Source organism: Gymnodinialimonas ceratoperidinii (genome assembly GCF_019297855.1).
GTDB lineage: Bacteria > Pseudomonadota > Alphaproteobacteria > Rhodobacterales > Rhodobacteraceae > Gymnodinialimonas > Gymnodinialimonas ceratoperidinii.
This window is the reverse complement of record NZ_CP079194.1, coordinates 1,021,277-1,039,704: the sequence shown is the minus strand read 5'-3', so window position 1 is coordinate 1,039,704 and position 18,428 is coordinate 1,021,277. Positions and strand designations below refer to the sequence as shown.

The window sequence follows — 18,428 nt, the reverse complement described above, 5'->3', positions numbered from 1 at the left end:
GCGTCTGATCTGACAGGATCTCAGGGCCGGTTGCCTGCAAGGGGGCGACCGGCCCGCTTTCGTTGCAGCGCTTGCCTCAGCCGCCGTGCAGGAAGTGCAGCACGTCGCCGTCCTTGACGACGTAGCCCTTGCCCTCGGCGCGCATCTTGCCGGCGTCCTTCGCCGGGTTCTCACCGCCCAGAGCGACGTAATCGTCGTAGGCGATGGTCTCGGCGCGGATGAACTTGGCCTCGAAATCACCGTGGATCACACCCGCCGCCGCGGGGGCGAGCGTGCCTTCCTTGATCGTCCAGGCGCGGGCCTCTTTCGGGCCGACGGTGAAATAGGTCTGCAGGTTCAACAGCTCGTAGCCCGCGCGGATCAACCGGTCGAGGCCGGGCTCTTCCAGCCCCAGCTCTTCAAGGAACATCTCGGCGTCTTCGGCATCCAGCTGGCTGATGTCTTCCTCGATCTTGGCCGAGATCACCACATGGGCGTTGCCCTGCTTGGCGGCCATTTCCGCCACCCGAGCCGACTGGGAATTGCCGCTGCCCGCGTTTTCTTCCTCGACGTTGCAGACGTAGAGGATCGGCTTGGTGGTCAGCAGTTGCAGCATCTTCCAGGCCTTGGCGTCCTCCTCGTCAACGGCGACCGAGCGCGCGGGCTTGCCGTCTTCCAGCGCGGCCTTCGCGGCGTTGAGCAGGCGTTCCTGCTGCACCGCCTCCTTGTCGCCGCCACGTACCTTGCGGGTCAGGTTCGCCATGCGCTTCTCGATGCTCTCGAGGTCGGCCAGCATCAGTTCGGTCTCGATGGTTTCAGCATCGGCAATCGGGTCGACGCGGCCGTCGACATGGACCACGTCACCATCCTCGAAACACCGCAACACATGGGCGATGGCGTCGGTCTCGCGGATGTTGGCGAGGAACTGGTTGCCCAACCCCTCCCCCTTGCTCGCGCCCTTCACGAGGCCCGCGATATCCACGAAGGTCATCCGCGTGGGGATGATCGACTTCGACGATGCAATCGCCGCGAGCTTGTCGAGCCGCGCGTCGGGCACCGCCACGTCGCCCACGTTGGGCTCGATCGTGCAGAAGGGGAAGTTCGCCGCCTGCGCCGCCGCCGTGCGGGTCAGCGCGTTGAAAAGGGTCGATTTGCCGACGTTCGGCAGGCCCACGATGCCCATTCTGAAACCCATGTGACGCACTCCGCTGAAGCTCAGGAAAAACAAGGGCGCATGTAGGTCGCGGCAGGGGCAAAGGTCAAGGCTTGGCACGCGGAGGCCGCACCCGCCCCGCCGCGCCCGCGCACGACCCGAGATTGACAGTTGCGGCCATCGGCGTAGGACGGAGCCATGCATAGCCAAGCCACCACGCGGGCGGAACTCGCCCCCCTGATCCGCCTATCGGTGCCCCTGATGGTGGGGCTCACCGCGGCGCTGCTGATCGGCGTGGTGGACACCGTGATGATCTCGCCGCTGGGCACCGTGCCGCTGGCGGCGGCGGGGGTCACGACAGCCGTGCTGATCATCCTGATCTCGGCGCTCTGGGGTCTTCTGACCGTCATCTCCGTCCAGATCAGCCAGGCCGAAGGTGCAGCCGACCCGGCCCGCGTGGCGCTGGCCTTCCGCTCGGGACTGCTCCTCTGTTTGATCGGCGGCATCCTCGCGGCGGCGTCGATGGCGGCCGTCTACCCCTTGCTCGGCCCTCTCGGCCAACCGCGCGAGGTGCTCGACATTCTGCTGCCCTACTGGCTCTCCATGGCGCTTTGGATCGTGCCCTTCACCCTGTTTTTCGGCCTCAAGGCGCTGTTCGACGCCGTCGATTGGCCCTGGACGGCCGTGGGCCTCAGCTACATCGGCGTGGTGGTGAACATCCCGGCGAATTACACCTTCATCCATGTGCTCGACATGGGCATCCTCGGCGCGGGCCTCGCCTCGATCCTGTCCCAGAGCCTCTCGCTGCTGGCCGCCTGGATCGTCGTCACGAGGTCCGAGGGCTTGCGTCCCTACCGGCAGGCCGTGGCCGTCGCATGGGCCGACGTGCGTGCGCAATTGCGCGAGAGCGTGCCGCTTTGCCTCGGCTACGCCGGAGAGGGCGGCGCCTATGCGATGATCGGCCTGATGATCGGCTGGCTCGGGGCCGAGGCGCTGGCCGCGCACCAGATCGTCAACGCCATCGGCGGGCTGGCCTACGTGATCCCGCTCGGCATGGCCGGCGCGGTCTCGATCCGCATCGGCAATGCCGTGGGCGCAGGGCGGCCGGACCGCTTGCGCCCGATCCTGAAGGCTTCGTTCCTGATGGTGGTGATTTGGCTCGCGATGGCGTCTTGCGTGTTCATCTTCGGCGGGCGTGCACTGGCCGAAGCCATGTCCGACGATCCCGCCGTCATCACCCTGGCCGCGACGCTCTTCATCATCATGGCGATGATGCAGATCACAGACGGCATTCAGGGCACGTCGCTGGGCGCGCTGCGCGGCATGTCGGACATGAACCGCCCCACGGTCATCACGCTGGTCGCCTATTGGGTCATCGCGCTCCCCGCGAGCTACGCACTCGGCATCATCTTTGATTTCGGCGCCCTCGGGATCTGGGCCGGCTACACCCTCGGCCTCGCCATCGCCGCCATCGCCCTCCCCCTCCGCTTCTGGCGTCTGACGGCCCCGGCGACGATGAAAGCACGAGAGGCCTAGGCGGGCGGTTGGGGTTAGCGTCGGCGACGCCCTGACCTGCTTCACAAGAAGCAGACGCGCCGGCATCAGTCGCGCTTCTCTCAGGGCGCGTGTCGCAAACAGTGAAAATACCGCTCCAGGCACGCCCAGCCAAAGGCAGGGCCTCCTACCGCAGCGCTACCCGGCGGTCCAGCCACGACTTCCGATGCGCCCGTTTCAACGACAGGGAGATATTGCTCGAGATACACCTGCCCCAGGCGCACGGTCGCTCGACCGCCTCGCCACCCGGCTCTGACCGAGTTCGCCAGATCAAATCAGCCGCGCTTTTCGCGGCGTTCGAAGATCACGAACCACGCGAGGAGGACGAACATCGGGTGGGTCAGCCCGCCCGAGAAGATCAGGGCCAATATCCAGATCGGTGCGATGATGATCCCGAGGATGACCCGTCCGGCAAGGAAGATCGACAGGGGTGGTAGCAGAATGGCGAGTAAATAATTCATGCTCAGTAAATGGCTACACCCGTCGGATTGTTCCAGTCCCATCGGGAAAAACCATCGCGCTTTCCCCCTCCGCCATGCCGTCCGCGCCGCGTCCCTTCCGGTGGCTGGCCGACGTACCGCCTCCAATCGCCTCAGCCCATTGATTTCTGCCAACCCTTGGGCCAAACCAATCCAACGCCAGCCAGAGAGAGCATACCCCCATGACCCGCCCCACCACTCGGATCGACGATACCTTCGCGCGCCTGTCAGCCTCCGGCAAGAAAGCCTTCGTCTCCTACATCATGGCGGGCGACCCCGATGCCGATACCGCGCTCGAGATCATGCGCGGCCTGCCTGACGCCGGCGTCGACATCATCGAGCTTGGCCTGCCCTTCACCGATCCCATGGCCGACGGCGCGACGATCCAGCTGGCTGGCCAGCGCGCGCTGGAAGGCGGCATGACGCTGGAGCGCACCCTTCAGATGGCCCGCGATTTCCGCGCGGGCGACGACACCACGCCCATCGTCCTCATGGGCTACTACAACCCGATATACGCGCGCGGCGTTGATAAATTCCTAAGCGACGCGAAAGAGGCCGGGATCGACGGGCTGATCGTCGTGGACCTGCCGCCCGAGGAAGACGAGGAACTCTGCATTCCCGCCCAGGCCGCCGGTCTCAACTTCATCCGCTTGGCCACCCCCACCACCGATGACGCGCGCCTGCCCAAGGTGCTGACCAATACCTCCGGCTTCGTCTATTACGTCTCCGTCACCGGCACGACCGGCGCCGCTGCGGCGCAGGCCTCGGACGTGGCGCCCGAGGTCTCCCGGATCAAGGCCAAGACCGACCTTCCGGTGATCGTCGGCTTCGGCATCAACACCCCCGAGGCCTCTGAGTCCATCGCCGCCATCGCCGACGGCTGCGTGGTCGGCTCCGCCATCGTGTCGAAGATCGCCGACGGCACCCCGGTCCCCGAGGTGTTGTCCTTCGTGAAAAGCCTCGCGGACGGCGCGCACCGGGGCTGAGCGCGCGCATTTTACGCGCCCATGGACAGGCTCCCGCATCATTGGTAAAGAATTCTTACCAAAATTGCGGAGCCCGCCCATGTCCCCCATCACCGAGATCGAAGACCTCAAGCGCATCTACAAGCGGCGCGTGCCGAAGATGTTCTACGATTACGCCGAATCCGGCAGCTGGACCGAGCAGACCTTCCGCGAGAATTCCTCGGATTTCGACCTGATCCGCCTGCGCCAGCGCATCGCGCGTGACATGGCGGGGCGCACGACGGCCTCCACGATGGTGGGTCAGGACGTGACCATGCCGGTGGCGCTCGCCCCGGTCGGGCTGACGGGGATGCAATCGGCGGATGGCGAGATCAAGGCTGCCCGCGCCGCCGAGCGCTTCGGCGTGCCCTACACGCTCTCGACCATGTCGATCTGCTCCATCGAGGACGTGGCCGAACACACGCAGAAGCCGTTCTGGTTCCAGGTCTACACCCTCAAGGACGACGACTTCATGAAGCGCCTGTTCGCCCGCGCAAAGGCGGCCGGCTGCACCACGCTGGTGATCACTGTCGATCTTCAGATCATGGGTCAGCGCCACAAGGACATCAAGAACGGCCTCTCCGCCCCGCCCAAGCTGACGCCCAAATCCGTTGCCAACATGATGACCAAGGTGCCTTGGGGGCTCGAGATGTTGGGCACCAAGCGGCGCTTCTTCGGCAATATCGTGGGTCACGCCAAGGGCGTCACCGACCCCGGCTCGCTGTCCTCCTGGACCGCCGAGGCCTTCGACCCCTCCCTCAATTGGGAGCGGATCAAGGAGTTCCGCAGCTGGTGGGACGGGCCGGTGGTCCTGAAGGGCATCCTCGATGTCGACGACGCGAAAGAGGCGGTGAACGTGGGCGCCGATGCCATCGTCGTCTCCAACCACGGCGGGCGGCAGCTGGACGGCGCGCTCTCCTCGATCCGCATGTTGCCGCAGATCATGGATGCGGTGGGCGACAAGATCGAAGTGCACCTCGATAGCGGCATCCGCTCGGGCCAGGACGTGCTGAAGGCGCTGGCCCTGGGCGCGAAGGGCACGATGATCGGGCGGGCCTACGTCTACGGTCTGGGGGCGCGCGGGCAGCAGGGCGTGACCGAGGCGCTGGAGGTGATCCAGAAGGAGCTTTCCACCACCATGGGCCTCTGCGGCGAGCGTGACGTCGCCAACCTCGGCCGTCACAACCTGCTGGTGCCCAAGGGTTTTTCCGACGGCTGGGTGTAGCTCCGCCGCAGGTAGACCGCCAGCAGCGGCGCAAGCAAGGCGATGGCGCCGACGGTGACGAAGGCCCATCGCAGACCCACCGCCCCCGAGATGAAGCCCATCAACGAGGGCGCCAGAACGAAGCCGATGAAGCCGATCACCGCCGCCCGCGCCACGGCGGCGGTCCGGTGCTCAGGGCGCACCAGGCGTCCCACGATCGCGAGGCCCACCGGCCCCACCGCGGCGATTCCCAGACCCATCGCGCCGAAGCCCACGTAGGCCATCAGCGGCGTCACCGAGGCCGCCGCGATCACCGACCCGATACAGGCAAGCCCGGTGCCGATCACGATGATCGCATGTTCGCTGAACCGCTCGGTCAGCGCCTGCCCCGAGAAGCGTCCCACGGCCATCGTCAGCCCCAGGATCGCCGGGCCGAAGGCACCCTCGGCGGCGCGCCCGCCCAAGGTGCGCTCGATATGGAGCGCCGACCAGGCCTCGACCGTGGCCTCCACGAAGAAGGCGACCAGCACGATCGCCCCGCAAAGCAGGACCACGCCCCAGGGAAACCGGTTCGCGCGCCGCGCCGCGTCGTCTGTCGGCGTCACTTCCGTTCGCAGGAACAGCGCCATGGCGGCGATCGTGACGGCGACGGCCACGAAGATCTGGCCGGGGGCGTATCCGGCCTCCCGCGCGAAGCCGGTCAGGATCGCCGATATCGCGTAAGCGACCGAGAACATGGCGTGATTCGCATTCATCAGGCTGCGCCCGTGGCGCGCCTCTAGCTCCGAGACGCGGGCATTCATCACCACGTCGAGCATCCCCGAGCAAAAGCCCGCCAGCAGCATCGCCACGAAGAACGTCACCGCGCCGCTTGCCAGCGCGGGACCCAGCGCCACGCAGGCGAAGAGTGCGGCGGCGGCGGGCATCGCCCAACTGCCCAGGCGACGGTCGAAAGGCGGCGCCAGCCACATGGTCGCCACCAACCCCATCGAGGTGCCCAGAAGCACCAGCCCGAAGGTCGCGTCATCGGCCCCGATCCCGGCTTTCAGCACCGGAACCTGGGCGGCAAAACTGCCCCAGAACACGCCGACGATCATGAAGGCGATGAGCGGGCGACGCGAGAGGGCGAGAGCGGTCAAGACGGACATGGCGCCACCGCTGGCACGGGCTTAGAGAAGGTGCAAGAGGGGGCTTTCCAAAACCGCCCTCCTCCCCTATACGCGCGGTCTTACGAACCCAGAGCCGACACCCTTGGAGGCGGCTCATAACTCTAGGAGAATTCCAATGGCTGGTGAGATTCCTGATCTTATCGCTGAGGCACGTACGGGGACAGGCAAGGGGGCCGCTCGTCAAGCACGCCGTGAAGGCAAGGTGCCCGGTATCGTTTATGGTGGCGGCCTTGATCCGCTGGCGATCAACATCCCCTACAACGTGCTGTTCAAGCGCCTGAAAGACGGTCGTTTCCTCTCGACGCTGTTCAACCTGAAGGTTGAAGGCGAAGACGACGTGCGCGTGATCTGCCGCAACGTGCAGCGCGATGTGGTCAAGGACCTGCCGACGCATGTCGATCTGATGCGCCTGAAGCGCACCTCGAAGATCGCGCTCTTCATCCCCGTCACCGTTGTCGGCGAAGAAGAATGCCCCGGCCTGAAAAAGGGCGGCGTTCTGACGATGGTCCGCCCTGAGGTCGAGCTGCGCGTGACCGCCGGTGACATCCCCGAAGAGATCACCATCGATCTCACCGGTCTCGAAATCGGCGACACCGTGACGATCAGCTCGGTCACGCTGCCCGAGGGTGCGAAAGCCACGATCGACCGTGACTTCGTGATCGCGAACCTGACCGCGCCGTCCGGCCTCGTCTCCTCCGAGAGCGAAGCCGACGACGAAGACCAGCCCGCACCCGACGAAGTGCCGGCCATCGAGGTCGACGAAGAGTAATCTTCCGCCCTCAAGCACCAACCTGAAGCGCCGTCCGGATCCCCCCGGGCGGCGCTTTTCCTTTGCGACAACAAGGCCCCGCGCGACAACCTCAGACAAAGCGCCATATCGACCGCACCAAGCGCCCGCCCCCCAAGCTGCTAACAAACACCCATCCCCAGCCCGCCACCAAGTACCAAGGCCCACCGCAGCACGCGCCGCTCCCCCCTTCATCTTGGCAATTACAACTCAATCCCACACCTGCCCCCAAACGCTGCCGGTCGCGCCTTTGCCGCACCCGCCACGGCAACTCCCCTCCACGAGCCAACCAGCCCCCAAGGCCCGCCGCAGCACGCCCCGCTCCCTCTTCATCCTGGAAAATGCAACTCAATCCGACAGAAGCCCCAAACACTGCCGCTCGCGCTCAGACGCCCTCGCTCCAGACCTTGCGGAACCCGAGGATCTTGCCGCGCGAGGTGACCGGATCATAGGTCATGTCCATGGCGCTCATCCGGTCGACGATCTTCTTGATCACCGCCGCATCATATTGCTTGGGGTGGATCTCCATCACGCAGAACCGCAGCGGGCATTTCCACGCGCGGTCGAAATAGCCCGCTTCCGCCCCTTCCACATCCATCAGCACGACATGGGGCCTTTGCGCCCGGATCAGCTCGTGGAATCCGATCAGCGGCACCTCGACCTGCCGCCCGCCGCGCGCGCCCAGCCGCGAGCCGGTGAACCCGCCGGCGATGTGGAAGCGCGCTGTCGCACCCTCTTCCGCGTGCCCCACCACCGCGCCGTGCATCAGGCTGACCTCCTCCACGCCATTGCGCGCGTGATTGGCGCGGATCACCGGCAACAGCTCCGGGTTCGCCTCCACCGACAGGATATTCTCCGGCTCGCTCTTCAGCGCCGCAAGGGTGCCGACATAGCCGAGCCCTGCCCCCAGTTCGAGAACCCGCAGGCCCGGCCGCACGCAGCGATCCACCGCGCGCGCCTCGTCGGCCTCGTAGCTGCCATCGGCCAGCTTATCGATGATCGACGCATTCGCCAGACCCTCCGGCAGCCCGAGCGACACGCCGTTGATTTCGAAGACGCGCTCTGCACCGGCGTCGGGGGGAGGGGTCATTTCTGTCATATCCTGCCCGTTAGAAGGCGATTTTGGCGATTTGAGGGCGTCAAAGCCCCAGCGGGTAGGCGCCGGTCGAGATCAGTATCTTGCCGCCGCTCATGTCTCTTGCATAGTCCGACGGTGCCCGCGCGGCCTCTTCCAAGGGAACCGAGCGCGCCACGCGGGTCTGCGCGAAGCCTTCCTGCAATCCTTTCGTCACCTCCCGCATCATCAGGAACACCTTGGGCGCGGCCATCCTCTCCAACCGCTTCGACAGCCAGAACCCCTGCACGTTCAACCCCTTGAAGATCATCGTGCCGGGATGGAGCGTCGTGGGTTCTCCGGACAAGCCGCCGTAGATCAGGATCTTGCCCCCACCGCGCAGCGCCTCGGCCAGCCGGTAGGTCATCGCGCCGCCCACGGCATCAAACGCCACCCGGCAGCGCAGCGCCTTGCAGGCCTCGGCCAGCGCGGCCTCGAAACCCGCCTCGGTCTCGTTCAACACGTGGTGCGCGCCCTCGGCCTTCAGCGCCTCCACCTGTGCCTCCGTGCGCACGATATTGATGATCTCCACCCCCTTCTGCGCCGCCCGCCGCCGGATCATTGCTCCGAGCGCCCCGCCCGCGGCCGTCGACACGGCGCTCTTTTCGCCCGCGTCCAAGACCTCCTGCACCAGCGCCATGGCGGTCAGCGGGTTCACGAAGCAACTCGCCCCCACCCCCAGCGGCAGGTCCTTGGGCAGGGGCAGGACCCGGCCCGTGGGCACCACGACATATTCCGCCCACAGCCCCTGCGTCTCGCCCACCAGCGCCACATTCCGACCGACCATGAACCGCGCCATCACGCCGCCGCCGCCCTGCACCACGACGCCCGAGCCTTCCAGCCCCGGGATCAACGGATAGGGCCAGCCCAAGCCGTATTCACCCTGCAGCATCGCCAGATCCGACGGGTTGATCGGAGAGGCCACGACCCGCACCAGCACCTCGCCTGCCCCCGGCTCCGGGCAGGGCACCTCTTCCAACTGCAACGGCGCACCGGGCGCGCGCAGCACGAGGGCGCGCATTGTCTTGGGCTGTTCCATCGGTTCTCTCCTGTCGGTGCAGCTGCCTCGGCCCACATTGCCTTGGCAAACGCAGACCCAACCCATATCACATGGGCGCAAGTACAGGGGGCCAGTCATGCAGCTTTGGGTCGGTCTGGGCAATCCGGGCGCGAAATACGCGGGCAACCGCCACAACATCGGCTGGATGGCCGTGGATCGCATCGCCGAGGATCACGGCTTCGCGCCCTGGCGCGCCAAGTTCCAGGGCAAGATCACCGAGGGCGTTCTCGACGGCGAAAAGGTGCTGCTCCTCAAGCCCGAGACCTTCATGAACCTCTCCGGCCAATCCGTGGGCGAGGCGATGCGCTTCTACAAGCTCGACAGCACCGATGTGACCGTCTGGCATGACGAGATCGACCTCGCCCCCGCCAAGGTGCGGGTCAAGGCGGGCGGCGGCCACGCCGGCCACAACGGGCTGCGCTCGATCCATCAGCACATCGGCCCGCACTATGACCGCGTGCGTCTGGGCGTCGGCCACCCCGGCCACAAGGACCGGGTGCCGGGCTACGTCCTCAGCGATTTCGCCAAGGCCGAGCAGGAGTGGCTCGACGATGTGCTGCGCGGCGTCTCGGACGGCGCGCCACAGCTGGCGAAGGACGACAGCGGCAAGTTCCTCAACGCCGTGGCGCTCCGCGTGGCGCCGCCGCGCTCCTCCACTACCGCGCCCAAAGCCAAGCCGCAATCGCAGCCCCCGGCCGCCGCAGCTACGCCACCCGAAGCCGACGCGCCCGCCCCCGACGCCCGCAGCGCGCTGCAGAAGCTGGCCGACAAGTTCCGCGGATGAGCCGCCTGCGCGACGCCTTCGCGTTTCACGCCCATGCCTGTGCGATCCTCGGCTCGCCCTTCATGGTGCAGCTCTGCAACCTGTTTGCCACGCGCCTGCACCCCGGCACGCCCTTCACCGACCGCCTCTTCGACTGGCCGGGCGACGTCGGCCCGCGCGGCCAATCCGTGCCCCTGCGGCTCTGCGGCGCGCTCCATGCGCTGCGCCTCTCGGGTGATCCCACGCTGGCCGAGGTCTACCCGCCCCACGATGCCAGTGACGACGCGCTTTGGGACGCCGTGGCGCAGACCCTCACCAACCACGCCGAGGCCATCGACCGCTTCATCGACAGCCCGCCGCAAACCAACGAGGTCCGCCGCGCCAGCGCCCTCATTGCGGCCGCCCATGTCATCGCGGCGCATCACGACCTGCCGCTGGAGCTCTCGGAACTGGGGGCGAGCGCCGGGCTGAACCTCAACTTCGACCGTTTCGCGCTGCGCATCGGCGCGCATTTCTTCGGCCCCGAGGATGCGGCGCTGACCCTCACGCCAACGTGGAATGGCCCCCTGCCGCCCGCCACCCGTCCCCGCATCGCGTCCCGGCGCGGCGTTGACCTGAACCCGCTCGATCCGCAACGCGACGCCCTCCGCCTGCGCGCCTACCTCTGGCCCGACCAGCCCGAGCGCCTTGCCCTGACCGAGGCCGCCCTCGCCCTGCCCCCTCCCCCGGTGGACCGCGCCGATGCCATCGACTGGCTGGAGCCGCGCCTTGCCCCATCGCCGGGCCACTGCCGGATGATCTACACCACGGTTGCCTGGCAGTATTTCCCCGCCGCGAAGCAGGGCGAGGGCCTTTCCCTCATCGAAGCGGCCGGCCGCGCCGCCACCGCGCAAAGCCCGCTGGCCTTCGTGCAGATGGAAGACGACGGCGGCGCCCGTGGTGCGGCCCTGACCTTGCGTCTCTGGCCCGGTGATCTGCGTCTCGATCTTGGCCGCGTCGACTTTCACGGCCGCTGGATCGACTGGTCCGCCTGAGCCGCCTTGTCGCCCGCCCCGCGCCCGTGCCAAGCTGTGGTGAGAGGTCCAGTCAGACGGGACCAGACAGAAGGGGAAAGCGATGCAACCGGAGCCCTCCGTGAACGTGCGCGGCACGCCATTGAAAACCTGCTCGACAGACCCGATGACCGGCTATTTCCGCAACGGTGCCTGCGACACCTGCGCCGAGGATAGCGGTTCGCACACCGTCTGCTGCGTGATGACGGCAGAGTTCCTCGCCTATTCCAAATACGTCGGCAACGACCTCTCGACACCGCGCCCCGAGTTCGGCTTTGCGGGCCTGAAACCGGGCGACGGCTGGTGCCTCTGCGCCAGCCGCTGGATGCAGGCCGCCGAAGAGGGCGCCGCCCCGCGGGTCAACCTCGACGCCACGCACCGCCGCGCGCTCGAAATCATTCCCCTGGAGGTGCTGGAAGCCCACGCCGTGTCAGCGGAGAGCTGACCGTCGCGCTCACGTTCGCTCTCGCACACGCGAACGCGACCCCGCTTGGGGGGACGAGAAAAGGCTAAAGAAAAACGGATTTTTGTTCTAAATCAGATGCTTGGATGAGGTGAGCAACCCTGCACATCCCAAAAAATCAGAACCCATCCATCTCCCACCCCAGCGCGCGCGCCACGGTGAAGATATCCTTGTCGCCCCGCCCGCACATGTTCATGCAGATCAGGTGATCCTTCGGCAGATCGGGTGCAATCTTGGCCACATGGGCCAGCGCATGGGACGGCTCCAGCGCCGGAATGATCCCCTCGGTCTCGCAAGACAGCTGGAACGCCTCCAGCGCCTCCTTGTCGGTGATCGAGACATATTGCGCCCGCCCGATCTCATGCAGCCAGGCATGCTCCGGCCCGATCCCGGGATAATCCAGCCCCGCGCTGATCGAATGCCCCTCCAGGATCTGCCCGTCCTCATCCTGCAGCAGGTAGGTCCGGTTCCCGTGCAACACCCCGGGCCGTCCCCCGGTCAACGAGGCGCAATGCTCCATCTTCTGATCGACCCCGTGACCGCCGGCCTCGACACCGATGATATCCACATCCTTGTCGTCGAGGAACGGGAAGAACAGCCCCATCGCGTTCGATCCGCCACCGATCGCGGCCACCAGCGTGTCCGGCAAGCGCCCCTCGGCTGCCATCATCTGCTCTTTCGCTTCCTTGCCGATGATCGCCTGGAAATCCCGCACCATCGCCGGATAAGGATGCGGCCCCGCCACCGTCCCGATGCAGTAGAAAGTATCGCGCACATTGGTCACCCAGTCGCGCAGCGCGTCATTCATCGCGTCCTTCAAGGTCCCGCGCCCGGACGTCACCGGCACAACTTCGGCGCCCAGAAGCTTCATCCGGAATACATTGGGAGCCTGCCGTTCCACGTCCGTGGCACCCATGTAGACGACGCATTTCAACCCGAACTTCGCACAGACCGTCGCCGTCGCCACCCCGTGCTGCCCGGCGCCCGTCTCGGCAATAATGCGGTTCTTGCCCATCCGCCGCGCGAGAATGATCTGCCCCAACACGTTGTTGATCTTGTGCGCGCCCGTATGGTTCAGCTCGTCGCGCTTGAGGTAGATCTTCGCACCCCCCAACCGCTCCGTCAGACGCTCGGCAAAATAAAGCGGCGAGGGCCGGCCCACGTAATGGGTCCAGAGATCGTTCATCTCCGCCCAGAACCTCTCGTCCGTCTTCGCGTGCTCGTATTGCTCCTCCAGTTCGAGGATCAACGGCATCAGCGTCTCCGACACGAACCGCCCGCCAAAATCGCCAAACCGACCCTTCTCGTCAGGGCCTGTCATGAAGCTGTTCAATAGATCGTCCGGCATATCGTGTCTCCAACACCACGGGCACGCCCTGCCCTTCCTCGTTCCTTAAATATCCTGGGGGGTCTGGGGGGCAAGCCCCCCAGTTGGTCGACGCGCGCAGCGCGGCGACGTCCCTCAGTCCCGCAGCGCTGCGGCAAAAGCCTTCATCCGGGCCGCATCCTTGACCCCCGGCGCGCTCTCGATGGCCGAACTCAGATCGACCTGACGCGCCCCCGTGACCCGAACCGCTTCCGCGACGTTGTCCTGCGTCAGCCCTCCTGCGAGCATCCACGGGACGGTCCAATACTTGCGCCCGGCCAGCAGGCGCCAGTCAAACGTCAGGCCGTTGCCTCCGGGCCGATCCGCATCCTTCGGTTTCTTGGTGTCGATAAGCAGCTGATCGGCCACCGGCGCATAACGATCGATCGCCTCGAGATCCGAGGCCTCCGCCACACCGATCGCCTTCATCACCGGCAAGCCATAGCGGGCGCGGATCTCGGCGACGCGCCCGGGCGGCTCCGATCCGTGAAGCTGCAGCATGTCCAGCGGCACCTGCGCGACGATCTCGTCCAGCGTGGCGTCGTCCGGATTGACCACAAGGGCCACCTTGGCGATGCCCATCGGCACCTCCAGCGCCAGATCGCGCGCCTGGGCGACCGAGACGTTGCGCGGTGATTTCTCGAAAAAAACGAAGCCCACGTAGCGCGCACCCGCCTCCGCCGCCGCGGACACGTCTTCCGCCCGGCTCAGGCCGCAGAACTTGATCGAAACGTCAGGCACAGGCTTAGCGCGCGGTCTCGGAGTCTTCGAGGATCGCCAGAACCTCGTCCTGCTCGTCGCTCCCGCGGCCCTTCACGGCGGCCACTTCCTGCCGCAGCCGGCTTGCTTCGCGCCGATGCACCCGGGCCTCCGCCCGATACTGGTGCTCGCGCAGCCACTCCAGAACATAGCCCACCACGATGCCGATCAGCAGCGCGCCCACGACCACGAGAAACAGCGGCACCGTGAACTCGTTCCGCATGCCCATGGCATTGGCCAGCGCATCGGGCATCAGGTTCAGCACGACCGGGTCGTTGTTGGCGAAAAACAGGAACACCAGCGCCAGCAGGACCAGCACCAGAAACAGGAGTTTCACAAACCGTAGAATTTTCAAAGCATCCCCCTCGGGCCCCACGGCCCCCAAGGACCGTTACGCCTAGCTTTCTTGACCGTTCAGCCTGTCGCGTAGCAGTTTCCCCGCCTTGAAGAAAGGCACATGCTTTTCTTCCACCGAGACACTTTCGCCCGTGCGGGGATTGCGGCCGATCCGGGCGTCGCGTTTCTTCACCGAGAACGCCCCGAAACCGCGCAGCTCGACTCGGTCACCCGAGGCAAGAGCATCGATGACTTCCTCGAAAATCGAATTGACGATCCGTTCGACGTCGCGCTGATAGAGGTGCGGGTTTTCGTCAGAAAGCTTCTGAATCAGCTCGGAACGTATCATCTCTCATCCCCCGGGATCTTAGGTGGCGCGGCAGTGCCGACTAGCAAACACTATAACTGCAACACGACCTAATGAATACTTCAAAGCCGGGCGTTTCTGCGCCCTCAGACCGCCAAACGCCTGTTTACAAGCGGGATTTCGCCGGGGTGAGAAGGCAGGTGAGGCTTGCAAGGGCGCGCCGCGGCCTCCGCACAAAAACCGATTCGCAAGCCGCTGAGGCCAGGAATGCCGCAGTCGGATGGCGGGCCCAGAAGGACTCGAACCCTCAACCTGCCGATTAGAAGTCGGCTGCTCTATCCAGTTGAGCTATGGGCCCGCGTGGGCGCGGTTTAGCGGGTCCGGAAGAGCCCGGAAAGAGGGCGCGGACGACAAATGTGAGCCTCGCCGCGATTTACCCTCTCAGAGATCGCGGCACATGAAGGCCGAATTGGGGTCGTCGCGGTAATCGCCGAACGGCGCGCAGCGGGTGAACCCGGCGCGCTTGTAGAGGTTGCGGGCGGCGGCATGGGCCTCGAGAGCCCCGGTTTCGAGGTACATCCGGGTGCAGCCCGCCTCGCGCGCGTCGTCGATCAGGGCGGCGACGATCTTCATGCCGACCCCAAGGCCGCGCGCCTCCGCCAGAACATGGACCGATTTCATCTCGGCGAGCGAGGCGCCGAAAGGCTTCCAGCCCCCCATGGCGAAGGGCTGCCCGTTGGCCTTTGCGACGAACATCCGCACGCCCTCGGCGGCCAGCGTGTCGCCATCCATGTTGTGCTGGCTCTCGTCCGGATAATCCTCCGCGCCATGGGCCTGATGCAGCGCGATGATCCGGCGCAGCATCGGGTCGTCAGGGGCGCAGGGGGCCGTCTCTATGGGCATGTTGCGATACATCTTGCCTCTTGGCCGTGAGCGCAGGGTGGATGACCGCGAGCTTAGGGCGAGGTTTCGCCGTCAGGCAAGCCATCGCGCCACGGGAAACCCGGACAGACATCGGCTAAAAGTGAGATCAAGCCGACCCGCCCTCCTCCGCCACCACATGGCCCGCTTCCGTTTCGCGCAGGAGGGGCGAGCGTAGCGCACCGCGCACGCGTTCCGGGTTCGGCAGGACCGCGCGCCAGCGCGTCCCCTGCTCCATCGCGACTGCAATGCCGAAGGGCACGATATCGGCTTTCCGCAGCAACCTCAGAACCGCCGCGAGGGAGGTCCCCGTGCTCACCACATCATCGACCAGCAGAACGCGGCGTCCTTCCAGAAGCGGCACCATACGGGGGTCGAGGTAGATCGTCTTGCCCTTCCCCGGCGAGGTGATCGAGCTGATCGGCTCGGACAGCGCGTCGGTGTACCAGAACTTGCGCGAGGTGCCGAGCGGCACCATGCGGCTGTGCCCGAGGCGCCGGGCAAGGGCGTTGGCCAGCGGCAGTCCGAGGGTCGGCACACCGATCACCACCTCCGGCGCGTCACCGCGCCATTGCTCGGCCATTGCATCGGCCAGCGCATCCTCCACCGCGAAAGAGGCCTGGTTCACGATCAGCGAGGCCACGGCACCGCCGTCCGGCAGATCACGGATCGGCAGGAGCATCTGGCGCCCGTCGGGCAGCGTCGCAGGATAGGCGCCGGCATAGGTCGTGCCGGGGGCGGTCGCATAGGTGCCGGGGGCGTCCAAGCGCTGCCAGAATGCGTGGGGTTCCAGGGACATGGGTTGGTTCCTTGTATCGATCCCTACGATGGGCCAGACAGGCGCTCGTATAGGACACAAAGGATTTGCAGGCCATGTCTACGCCCCTCGATCTCGACGAAAAAGAACACGCGATGCTGGTGGACTTGCGCCACGATCTCCATGCGCATCCGGAGTTAGGTTTCGAAGAGGAGCGCACGTCCGAGATCGTCGCGGGCAAACTGGCCGAGGCGGGCATCACCGTGCATCGCGGGCTTGGCAAGACCGGCGTCGTCGGAACGCTCACCGTAGGCAATGGCACCGGGCGCATCGCGCTGCGCGCCGACATGGACGCGCTGGCCATGCCCGAGACGGGCAACCCGCCCTACAAATCCACCGTGCCGGGCAAGATGCACGCCTGCGGCCACGACGGGCATACCACCATGCTGCTCGGCGCCGCGCGGCACCTGGCGGCGACGCGAAATTTCTCGGGGACGGTGCATTTCATCTTCCAGCCCGCCGAGGAGGGCCGCGGCGGGGCGCGCGCGATGATCGAGGACGGCTTTTTCGAGCGCTTCCCCGTCGACCGTGTCTACGGGCTGCACAACATGCCCGGGCTGGACCCCGACGAGATGGCCGTGGTCTCCGGCCCGCAGCTGGCCTCGTCAGACAGTTGGGACGTGACCTTCACCGGCGTCGGCACTCACGGCGCCAAGCCGCACCTCGGCCGTGACCCGATCACGGCGGCAGGGCAGTTCCTGTCCTCGATCCATTCCATCGTGGCGCGTGTCGTCGACCCGCTGCAACCTGCGGTCGTCAGCGCCTGCGCGCTGGAGGCGGGGGATTTCAAGGCGCTCAACGTGATCCCCAACGACGTGCGCATCGCCGGCACCGCGCGCGCCTATACGCCCGAGGTCCGCGACCAGTTGGAGGCCAAGATCGGCACGCTGGCCCATGGCATCGCGCAGGCCTTCGGGGTGAGCGCGCGCTACAACTTCATCCGCCGCATCCCGCCGGTGGTGAACGACGCCGAGGCCACGTCCCGCGCTTTGGCCGCGGCGCAGACGGCACTCGGCGAGCGCCGCGTCCGCACGGAGTTTCCGCCGTCCACCGCGGGCGACGACTTCTCCTTCTTCTCGCAGGAGGTGCCGGGGTGCTTCGTCTGGTTGGGCAACGGTCCGGCCCGCGACGGGGCGCTGCACCACAACACCGGCTACGACTTCAACGACGCCGCGATCACGCCCGGCGTGGCCTTCTGGTCGAAACTGGTCGAGATGGAATTGTCCGCCTAGGCGCCGAGCCCCTGCCAGAGCGCGTCGAGCGCGGCGGGGGCGTCGATCTCCATCGCCGCGGAGACCGGCGCGCCGGTTTCCGAGCGGGTCAGGCGACCGGGATGGTCACCATCGAGGTCCACAGCCAGCCGCATCTCCACCACCCCGAACAGTTCGGGCCGCAAGGCCATGAGCATCACGCAGGGGTCGTGCAAGGGCCGCGAGGCGCGGTCGGCGTTGCCGTGGAAATAGGCGCGGATCAGGTCGGCCGAGAGGGTGGCGGCACGGGTGTCGAAAGCGGCGAGCCGGTCGAGGTCCTCCGCCGTGGCCCGTATGCGCCGCGTCACGTCGAGCGGGATCAGCGTGACAGGCACCTCGCCCGCTAAGACCTCGGCGGCGGCCAGCGGATCGCAGGCGATGTTGAACTCAGCGAAGGGGCCGACGTTGCCCCGCTCCTCGATGGCGCCACCCATGGCGATGATGCGCCCGATCCGGGCGTAGGCGTCGGGTGCCTCGCGGCGCAGAAGCGCAAGATTTGTGAGCGGGCCGAGCGCCAATACGGTGCACGTGCCATCAGGCGCGGCGGAGAGCCTCTCGGCCAGAAGCGCCACCCCGCCCCGCGGATCGGGCGCCGTCAGGGGTTCGGGCAAGGTCACGCCGCCCAGACCATCATCGCCGTGGATCGCGACTTCGTTGAGGGACGCGCCTTGCAGCGGACCGGCCGCACCGGCGGCATAGGGAATGCCTCCCTGCCCCATTGCGGCCAGCAGGCGGCCGATGTTGCGGGTGGTGGTCTCGATCCCGATGTTGCCTGCCACGGCGCTCATCGCCTCAACACGGAAGCCGCCGCAGGAGAGCGCGTGCAGGATCGCCACGGCATCGTCGAGGCCCGGATCGGTGTCGATCAGGATCGGCAGGGGCGCGGTCATC

20 protein-coding genes and 1 tRNA gene are annotated in these 18,428 nt (G+C 66.5%); 8 read left to right on the top strand and 13 right to left on the bottom strand.

Annotated features, from left to right (window positions below):
- Positions 1-76 precede the first annotated feature (76 nt).
- Positions 77-1,174, bottom strand: coding sequence for a redox-regulated ATPase YchF (gene ychF / locus KYE46_RS05090; RefSeq protein WP_219003930.1), 1,098 nt, complete (start codon positions 1,172-1,174; stop codon positions 77-79).
- A 156-nt stretch (positions 1,175-1,330) separates the two neighbouring features.
- Here ychF and KYE46_RS05085 point away from each other — a divergent pair, with 156 nt between their 5' ends.
- Complete coding sequence (locus KYE46_RS05085; protein ID WP_219003929.1) at positions 1,331-2,668, top strand: MATE family efflux transporter; 1,338 nt, start codon at positions 1,331-1,333, stop codon at positions 2,666-2,668.
- A gap of 293 nt (positions 2,669-2,961) precedes the next feature.
- Here KYE46_RS05085 and KYE46_RS05080 read toward each other — a convergent pair whose 3' ends face one another.
- Entirely contained in the window at positions 2,962-3,147 is a 186-nt protein-coding gene (locus KYE46_RS05080; protein WP_219003928.1) for a hypothetical protein, read from the bottom strand.
- 200 nt (positions 3,148-3,347) lie between these two features.
- Between KYE46_RS05080 and trpA the strand changes: the two genes are divergently transcribed.
- Positions 3,348-4,151, top strand: a complete 804-nt coding sequence (trpA, locus tag KYE46_RS05075; RefSeq protein ID WP_219003926.1) for a tryptophan synthase subunit alpha — start codon at positions 3,348-3,350, stop codon at positions 4,149-4,151.
- A gap of 79 nt (positions 4,152-4,230) precedes the next feature.
- On the top strand, positions 4,231-5,394 hold the full coding sequence (locus tag KYE46_RS05070; protein WP_219003924.1) for an alpha-hydroxy acid oxidase: 1,164 nt from the start codon (positions 4,231-4,233) through the stop codon (positions 5,392-5,394).
- Here the strand turns inward: KYE46_RS05070 and KYE46_RS05065 are convergent.
- The gene (locus KYE46_RS05065) at positions 5,349-6,521 is read right to left on the bottom strand and encodes an MFS transporter (protein WP_219003922.1); all 1,173 of its coding nucleotides are present in this window, start codon (positions 6,519-6,521) and stop codon (positions 5,349-5,351) included. The genes KYE46_RS05070 and KYE46_RS05065 overlap by 46 nt on opposite strands.
- Before the next feature lie 136 nt (positions 6,522-6,657).
- On the opposite strand from KYE46_RS05065, the gene KYE46_RS05060 reads away from it, so the two are divergent.
- Complete coding sequence (locus KYE46_RS05060) at positions 6,658-7,311, top strand: 50S ribosomal protein L25/general stress protein Ctc (protein WP_219003920.1); 654 nt, start codon at positions 6,658-6,660, stop codon at positions 7,309-7,311.
- A gap of 403 nt (positions 7,312-7,714) precedes the next feature.
- Here KYE46_RS05060 and KYE46_RS05055 read toward each other — a convergent pair whose 3' ends face one another.
- Together KYE46_RS05055 and KYE46_RS05050 are read right to left on the bottom strand one after the other, a co-directional pair.
- Positions 7,715-8,419, bottom strand: a complete 705-nt coding sequence (locus KYE46_RS05055; RefSeq protein WP_219003918.1) for an FkbM family methyltransferase — start codon at positions 8,417-8,419, stop codon at positions 7,715-7,717.
- A gap of 49 nt (positions 8,420-8,468) precedes the next feature.
- Positions 8,469-9,482 (bottom strand): zinc-binding dehydrogenase, encoded by a 1,014-nt coding sequence (locus KYE46_RS05050; RefSeq protein ID WP_219003916.1) that lies wholly within the window; start codon positions 9,480-9,482, stop codon positions 8,469-8,471.
- 97 nt (positions 9,483-9,579) lie between these two features.
- On the opposite strand from KYE46_RS05050, the gene pth reads away from it, so the two are divergent.
- The 3 genes from pth to KYE46_RS05035 all read left to right on the top strand — a co-directional run bounded on the left by pth (position 9,580) and on the right by KYE46_RS05035 (position 11,763).
- Positions 9,580-10,287 (top strand): aminoacyl-tRNA hydrolase, encoded by a 708-nt coding sequence (gene pth / locus KYE46_RS05045; protein WP_219003914.1) that lies wholly within the window; start codon positions 9,580-9,582, stop codon positions 10,285-10,287.
- Positions 10,284-11,300 carry a DUF2332 domain-containing protein gene (locus KYE46_RS05040; protein ID WP_219003911.1) on the top strand — a complete coding sequence of 339 codons (1,017 nt, stop codon included), beginning with the start codon at positions 10,284-10,286 and terminating at the stop codon, positions 11,298-11,300. Before pth ends, KYE46_RS05040 begins: the two co-directional genes overlap by 4 nt.
- 82 nt (positions 11,301-11,382) lie before the next feature.
- Positions 11,383-11,763: a DUF2237 family protein gene (locus tag KYE46_RS05035; protein WP_219003909.1), complete on the top strand. Its 381-nt coding sequence runs from the start codon at positions 11,383-11,385 to the stop codon at positions 11,761-11,763.
- A 136-nt stretch (positions 11,764-11,899) separates the two neighbouring features.
- Here the strand turns inward: KYE46_RS05035 and trpB are convergent, their stop codons facing one another.
- From trpB to KYE46_RS05000, 7 genes are all read right to left on the bottom strand, one after another.
- On the bottom strand, positions 11,900-13,129 hold the full coding sequence (gene trpB, locus KYE46_RS05030) for a tryptophan synthase subunit beta (RefSeq protein WP_219003907.1): 1,230 nt from the start codon (positions 13,127-13,129) through the stop codon (positions 11,900-11,902).
- Positions 13,130-13,243: 114 nt separating this feature from the next.
- Complete coding sequence (locus KYE46_RS05025; protein WP_219003905.1) at positions 13,244-13,888, bottom strand: phosphoribosylanthranilate isomerase; 645 nt, start codon at positions 13,886-13,888, stop codon at positions 13,244-13,246.
- Between the two features lie 4 nt (positions 13,889-13,892).
- The gene (locus tag KYE46_RS05020) at positions 13,893-14,243 is read right to left on the bottom strand and encodes a LapA family protein (protein WP_219003903.1); all 351 of its coding nucleotides are present in this window, start codon (positions 14,241-14,243) and stop codon (positions 13,893-13,895) included.
- A 60-nt stretch (positions 14,244-14,303) separates the two neighbouring features.
- Positions 14,304-14,591 (bottom strand): integration host factor subunit beta, encoded by a 288-nt coding sequence (gene ihfB, locus KYE46_RS05015; protein ID WP_219003901.1) that lies wholly within the window; start codon positions 14,589-14,591, stop codon positions 14,304-14,306.
- 239 nt (positions 14,592-14,830) lie between these two features.
- A tRNA-Arg gene (locus KYE46_RS05010) sits at positions 14,831-14,907 on the bottom strand.
- An 83-nt stretch (positions 14,908-14,990) separates the two neighbouring features.
- Positions 14,991-15,452, bottom strand: coding sequence for a GNAT family N-acetyltransferase (locus KYE46_RS05005; RefSeq protein WP_219003899.1), 462 nt, complete (start codon positions 15,450-15,452; stop codon positions 14,991-14,993).
- Positions 15,453-15,579: 127 nt separating this feature from the next.
- Entirely contained in the window at positions 15,580-16,269 is a 690-nt protein-coding gene (locus KYE46_RS05000; protein WP_219003898.1) for a phosphoribosyltransferase, read from the bottom strand.
- Positions 16,270-16,343: 74 nt separating this feature from the next.
- Here KYE46_RS05000 and KYE46_RS04995 point away from each other — a divergent pair, with 74 nt between their 5' ends.
- Positions 16,344-17,519 (top strand): M20 aminoacylase family protein, encoded by a 1,176-nt coding sequence (locus KYE46_RS04995; RefSeq protein ID WP_219003897.1) that lies wholly within the window; start codon positions 16,344-16,346, stop codon positions 17,517-17,519.
- Here the strand turns inward: KYE46_RS04995 and KYE46_RS04990 are convergent.
- A complete protein-coding gene (locus KYE46_RS04990) occupies positions 17,516-18,427 on the bottom strand; it encodes a nucleoside hydrolase (RefSeq protein ID WP_219003896.1) in 912 nt (303 codons plus the stop codon). The genes KYE46_RS04995 and KYE46_RS04990 overlap by 4 nt on opposite strands.
- Between the last annotated feature and the right edge of the window lies 1 nt (position 18,428).

Excerpts from the sequence above, each read along its gene's own strand:
- ychF (WP_219003930.1), bottom strand. The coding sequence starts at position 1,174 with ATGGGTTTCAGAATGGGCATCGTGGGCCTGCCGAACGTCGGCAAATCG.
- KYE46_RS05085 (WP_219003929.1), top strand. The coding sequence starts at position 1,331 with ATGCATAGCCAAGCCACCACGCGGGCGGAACTCGCCCCCCTGATCCGC.
- KYE46_RS05080 (WP_219003928.1), bottom strand. The coding sequence starts at position 3,147 with ATGAATTATTTACTCGCCATTCTGCTACCACCCCTGTCGATCTTCCTT.
- trpA (WP_219003926.1), top strand. The coding sequence starts at position 3,348 with ATGACCCGCCCCACCACTCGGATCGACGATACCTTCGCGCGCCTGTCA.
- KYE46_RS05070 (WP_219003924.1), top strand. The coding sequence starts at position 4,231 with ATGTCCCCCATCACCGAGATCGAAGACCTCAAGCGCATCTACAAGCGG.
- KYE46_RS05065 (WP_219003922.1), bottom strand. The coding sequence starts at position 6,521 with ATGTCCGTCTTGACCGCTCTCGCCCTCTCGCGTCGCCCGCTCATCGCC.
- KYE46_RS05060 (WP_219003920.1), top strand. The coding sequence starts at position 6,658 with ATGGCTGGTGAGATTCCTGATCTTATCGCTGAGGCACGTACGGGGACA.
- KYE46_RS05055 (WP_219003918.1), bottom strand. The coding sequence starts at position 8,419 with ATGACCCCTCCCCCCGACGCCGGTGCAGAGCGCGTCTTCGAAATCAAC.
- KYE46_RS05050 (WP_219003916.1), bottom strand. The coding sequence starts at position 9,482 with ATGGAACAGCCCAAGACAATGCGCGCCCTCGTGCTGCGCGCGCCCGGT.
- pth (WP_219003914.1), top strand. The coding sequence starts at position 9,580 with ATGCAGCTTTGGGTCGGTCTGGGCAATCCGGGCGCGAAATACGCGGGC.
- KYE46_RS05040 (WP_219003911.1), top strand. The coding sequence starts at position 10,284 with ATGAGCCGCCTGCGCGACGCCTTCGCGTTTCACGCCCATGCCTGTGCG.
- KYE46_RS05035 (WP_219003909.1), top strand. The coding sequence starts at position 11,383 with ATGCAACCGGAGCCCTCCGTGAACGTGCGCGGCACGCCATTGAAAACC.
- trpB (WP_219003907.1), bottom strand. The coding sequence starts at position 13,129 with ATGCCGGACGATCTATTGAACAGCTTCATGACAGGCCCTGACGAGAAG.
- ihfB (WP_219003901.1), bottom strand. The coding sequence starts at position 14,591 with ATGATACGTTCCGAGCTGATTCAGAAGCTTTCTGACGAAAACCCGCAC.
- KYE46_RS05005 (WP_219003899.1), bottom strand. The coding sequence starts at position 15,452 with ATGCCCATAGAGACGGCCCCCTGCGCCCCTGACGACCCGATGCTGCGC.
- KYE46_RS05000 (WP_219003898.1), bottom strand. The coding sequence starts at position 16,269 with ATGTCCCTGGAACCCCACGCATTCTGGCAGCGCTTGGACGCCCCCGGC.
- KYE46_RS04995 (WP_219003897.1), top strand. The coding sequence starts at position 16,344 with ATGTCTACGCCCCTCGATCTCGACGAAAAAGAACACGCGATGCTGGTG.
- KYE46_RS04990 (WP_219003896.1), bottom strand. The coding sequence starts at position 18,427 with ATGACCGCGCCCCTGCCGATCCTGATCGACACCGATCCGGGCCTCGAC.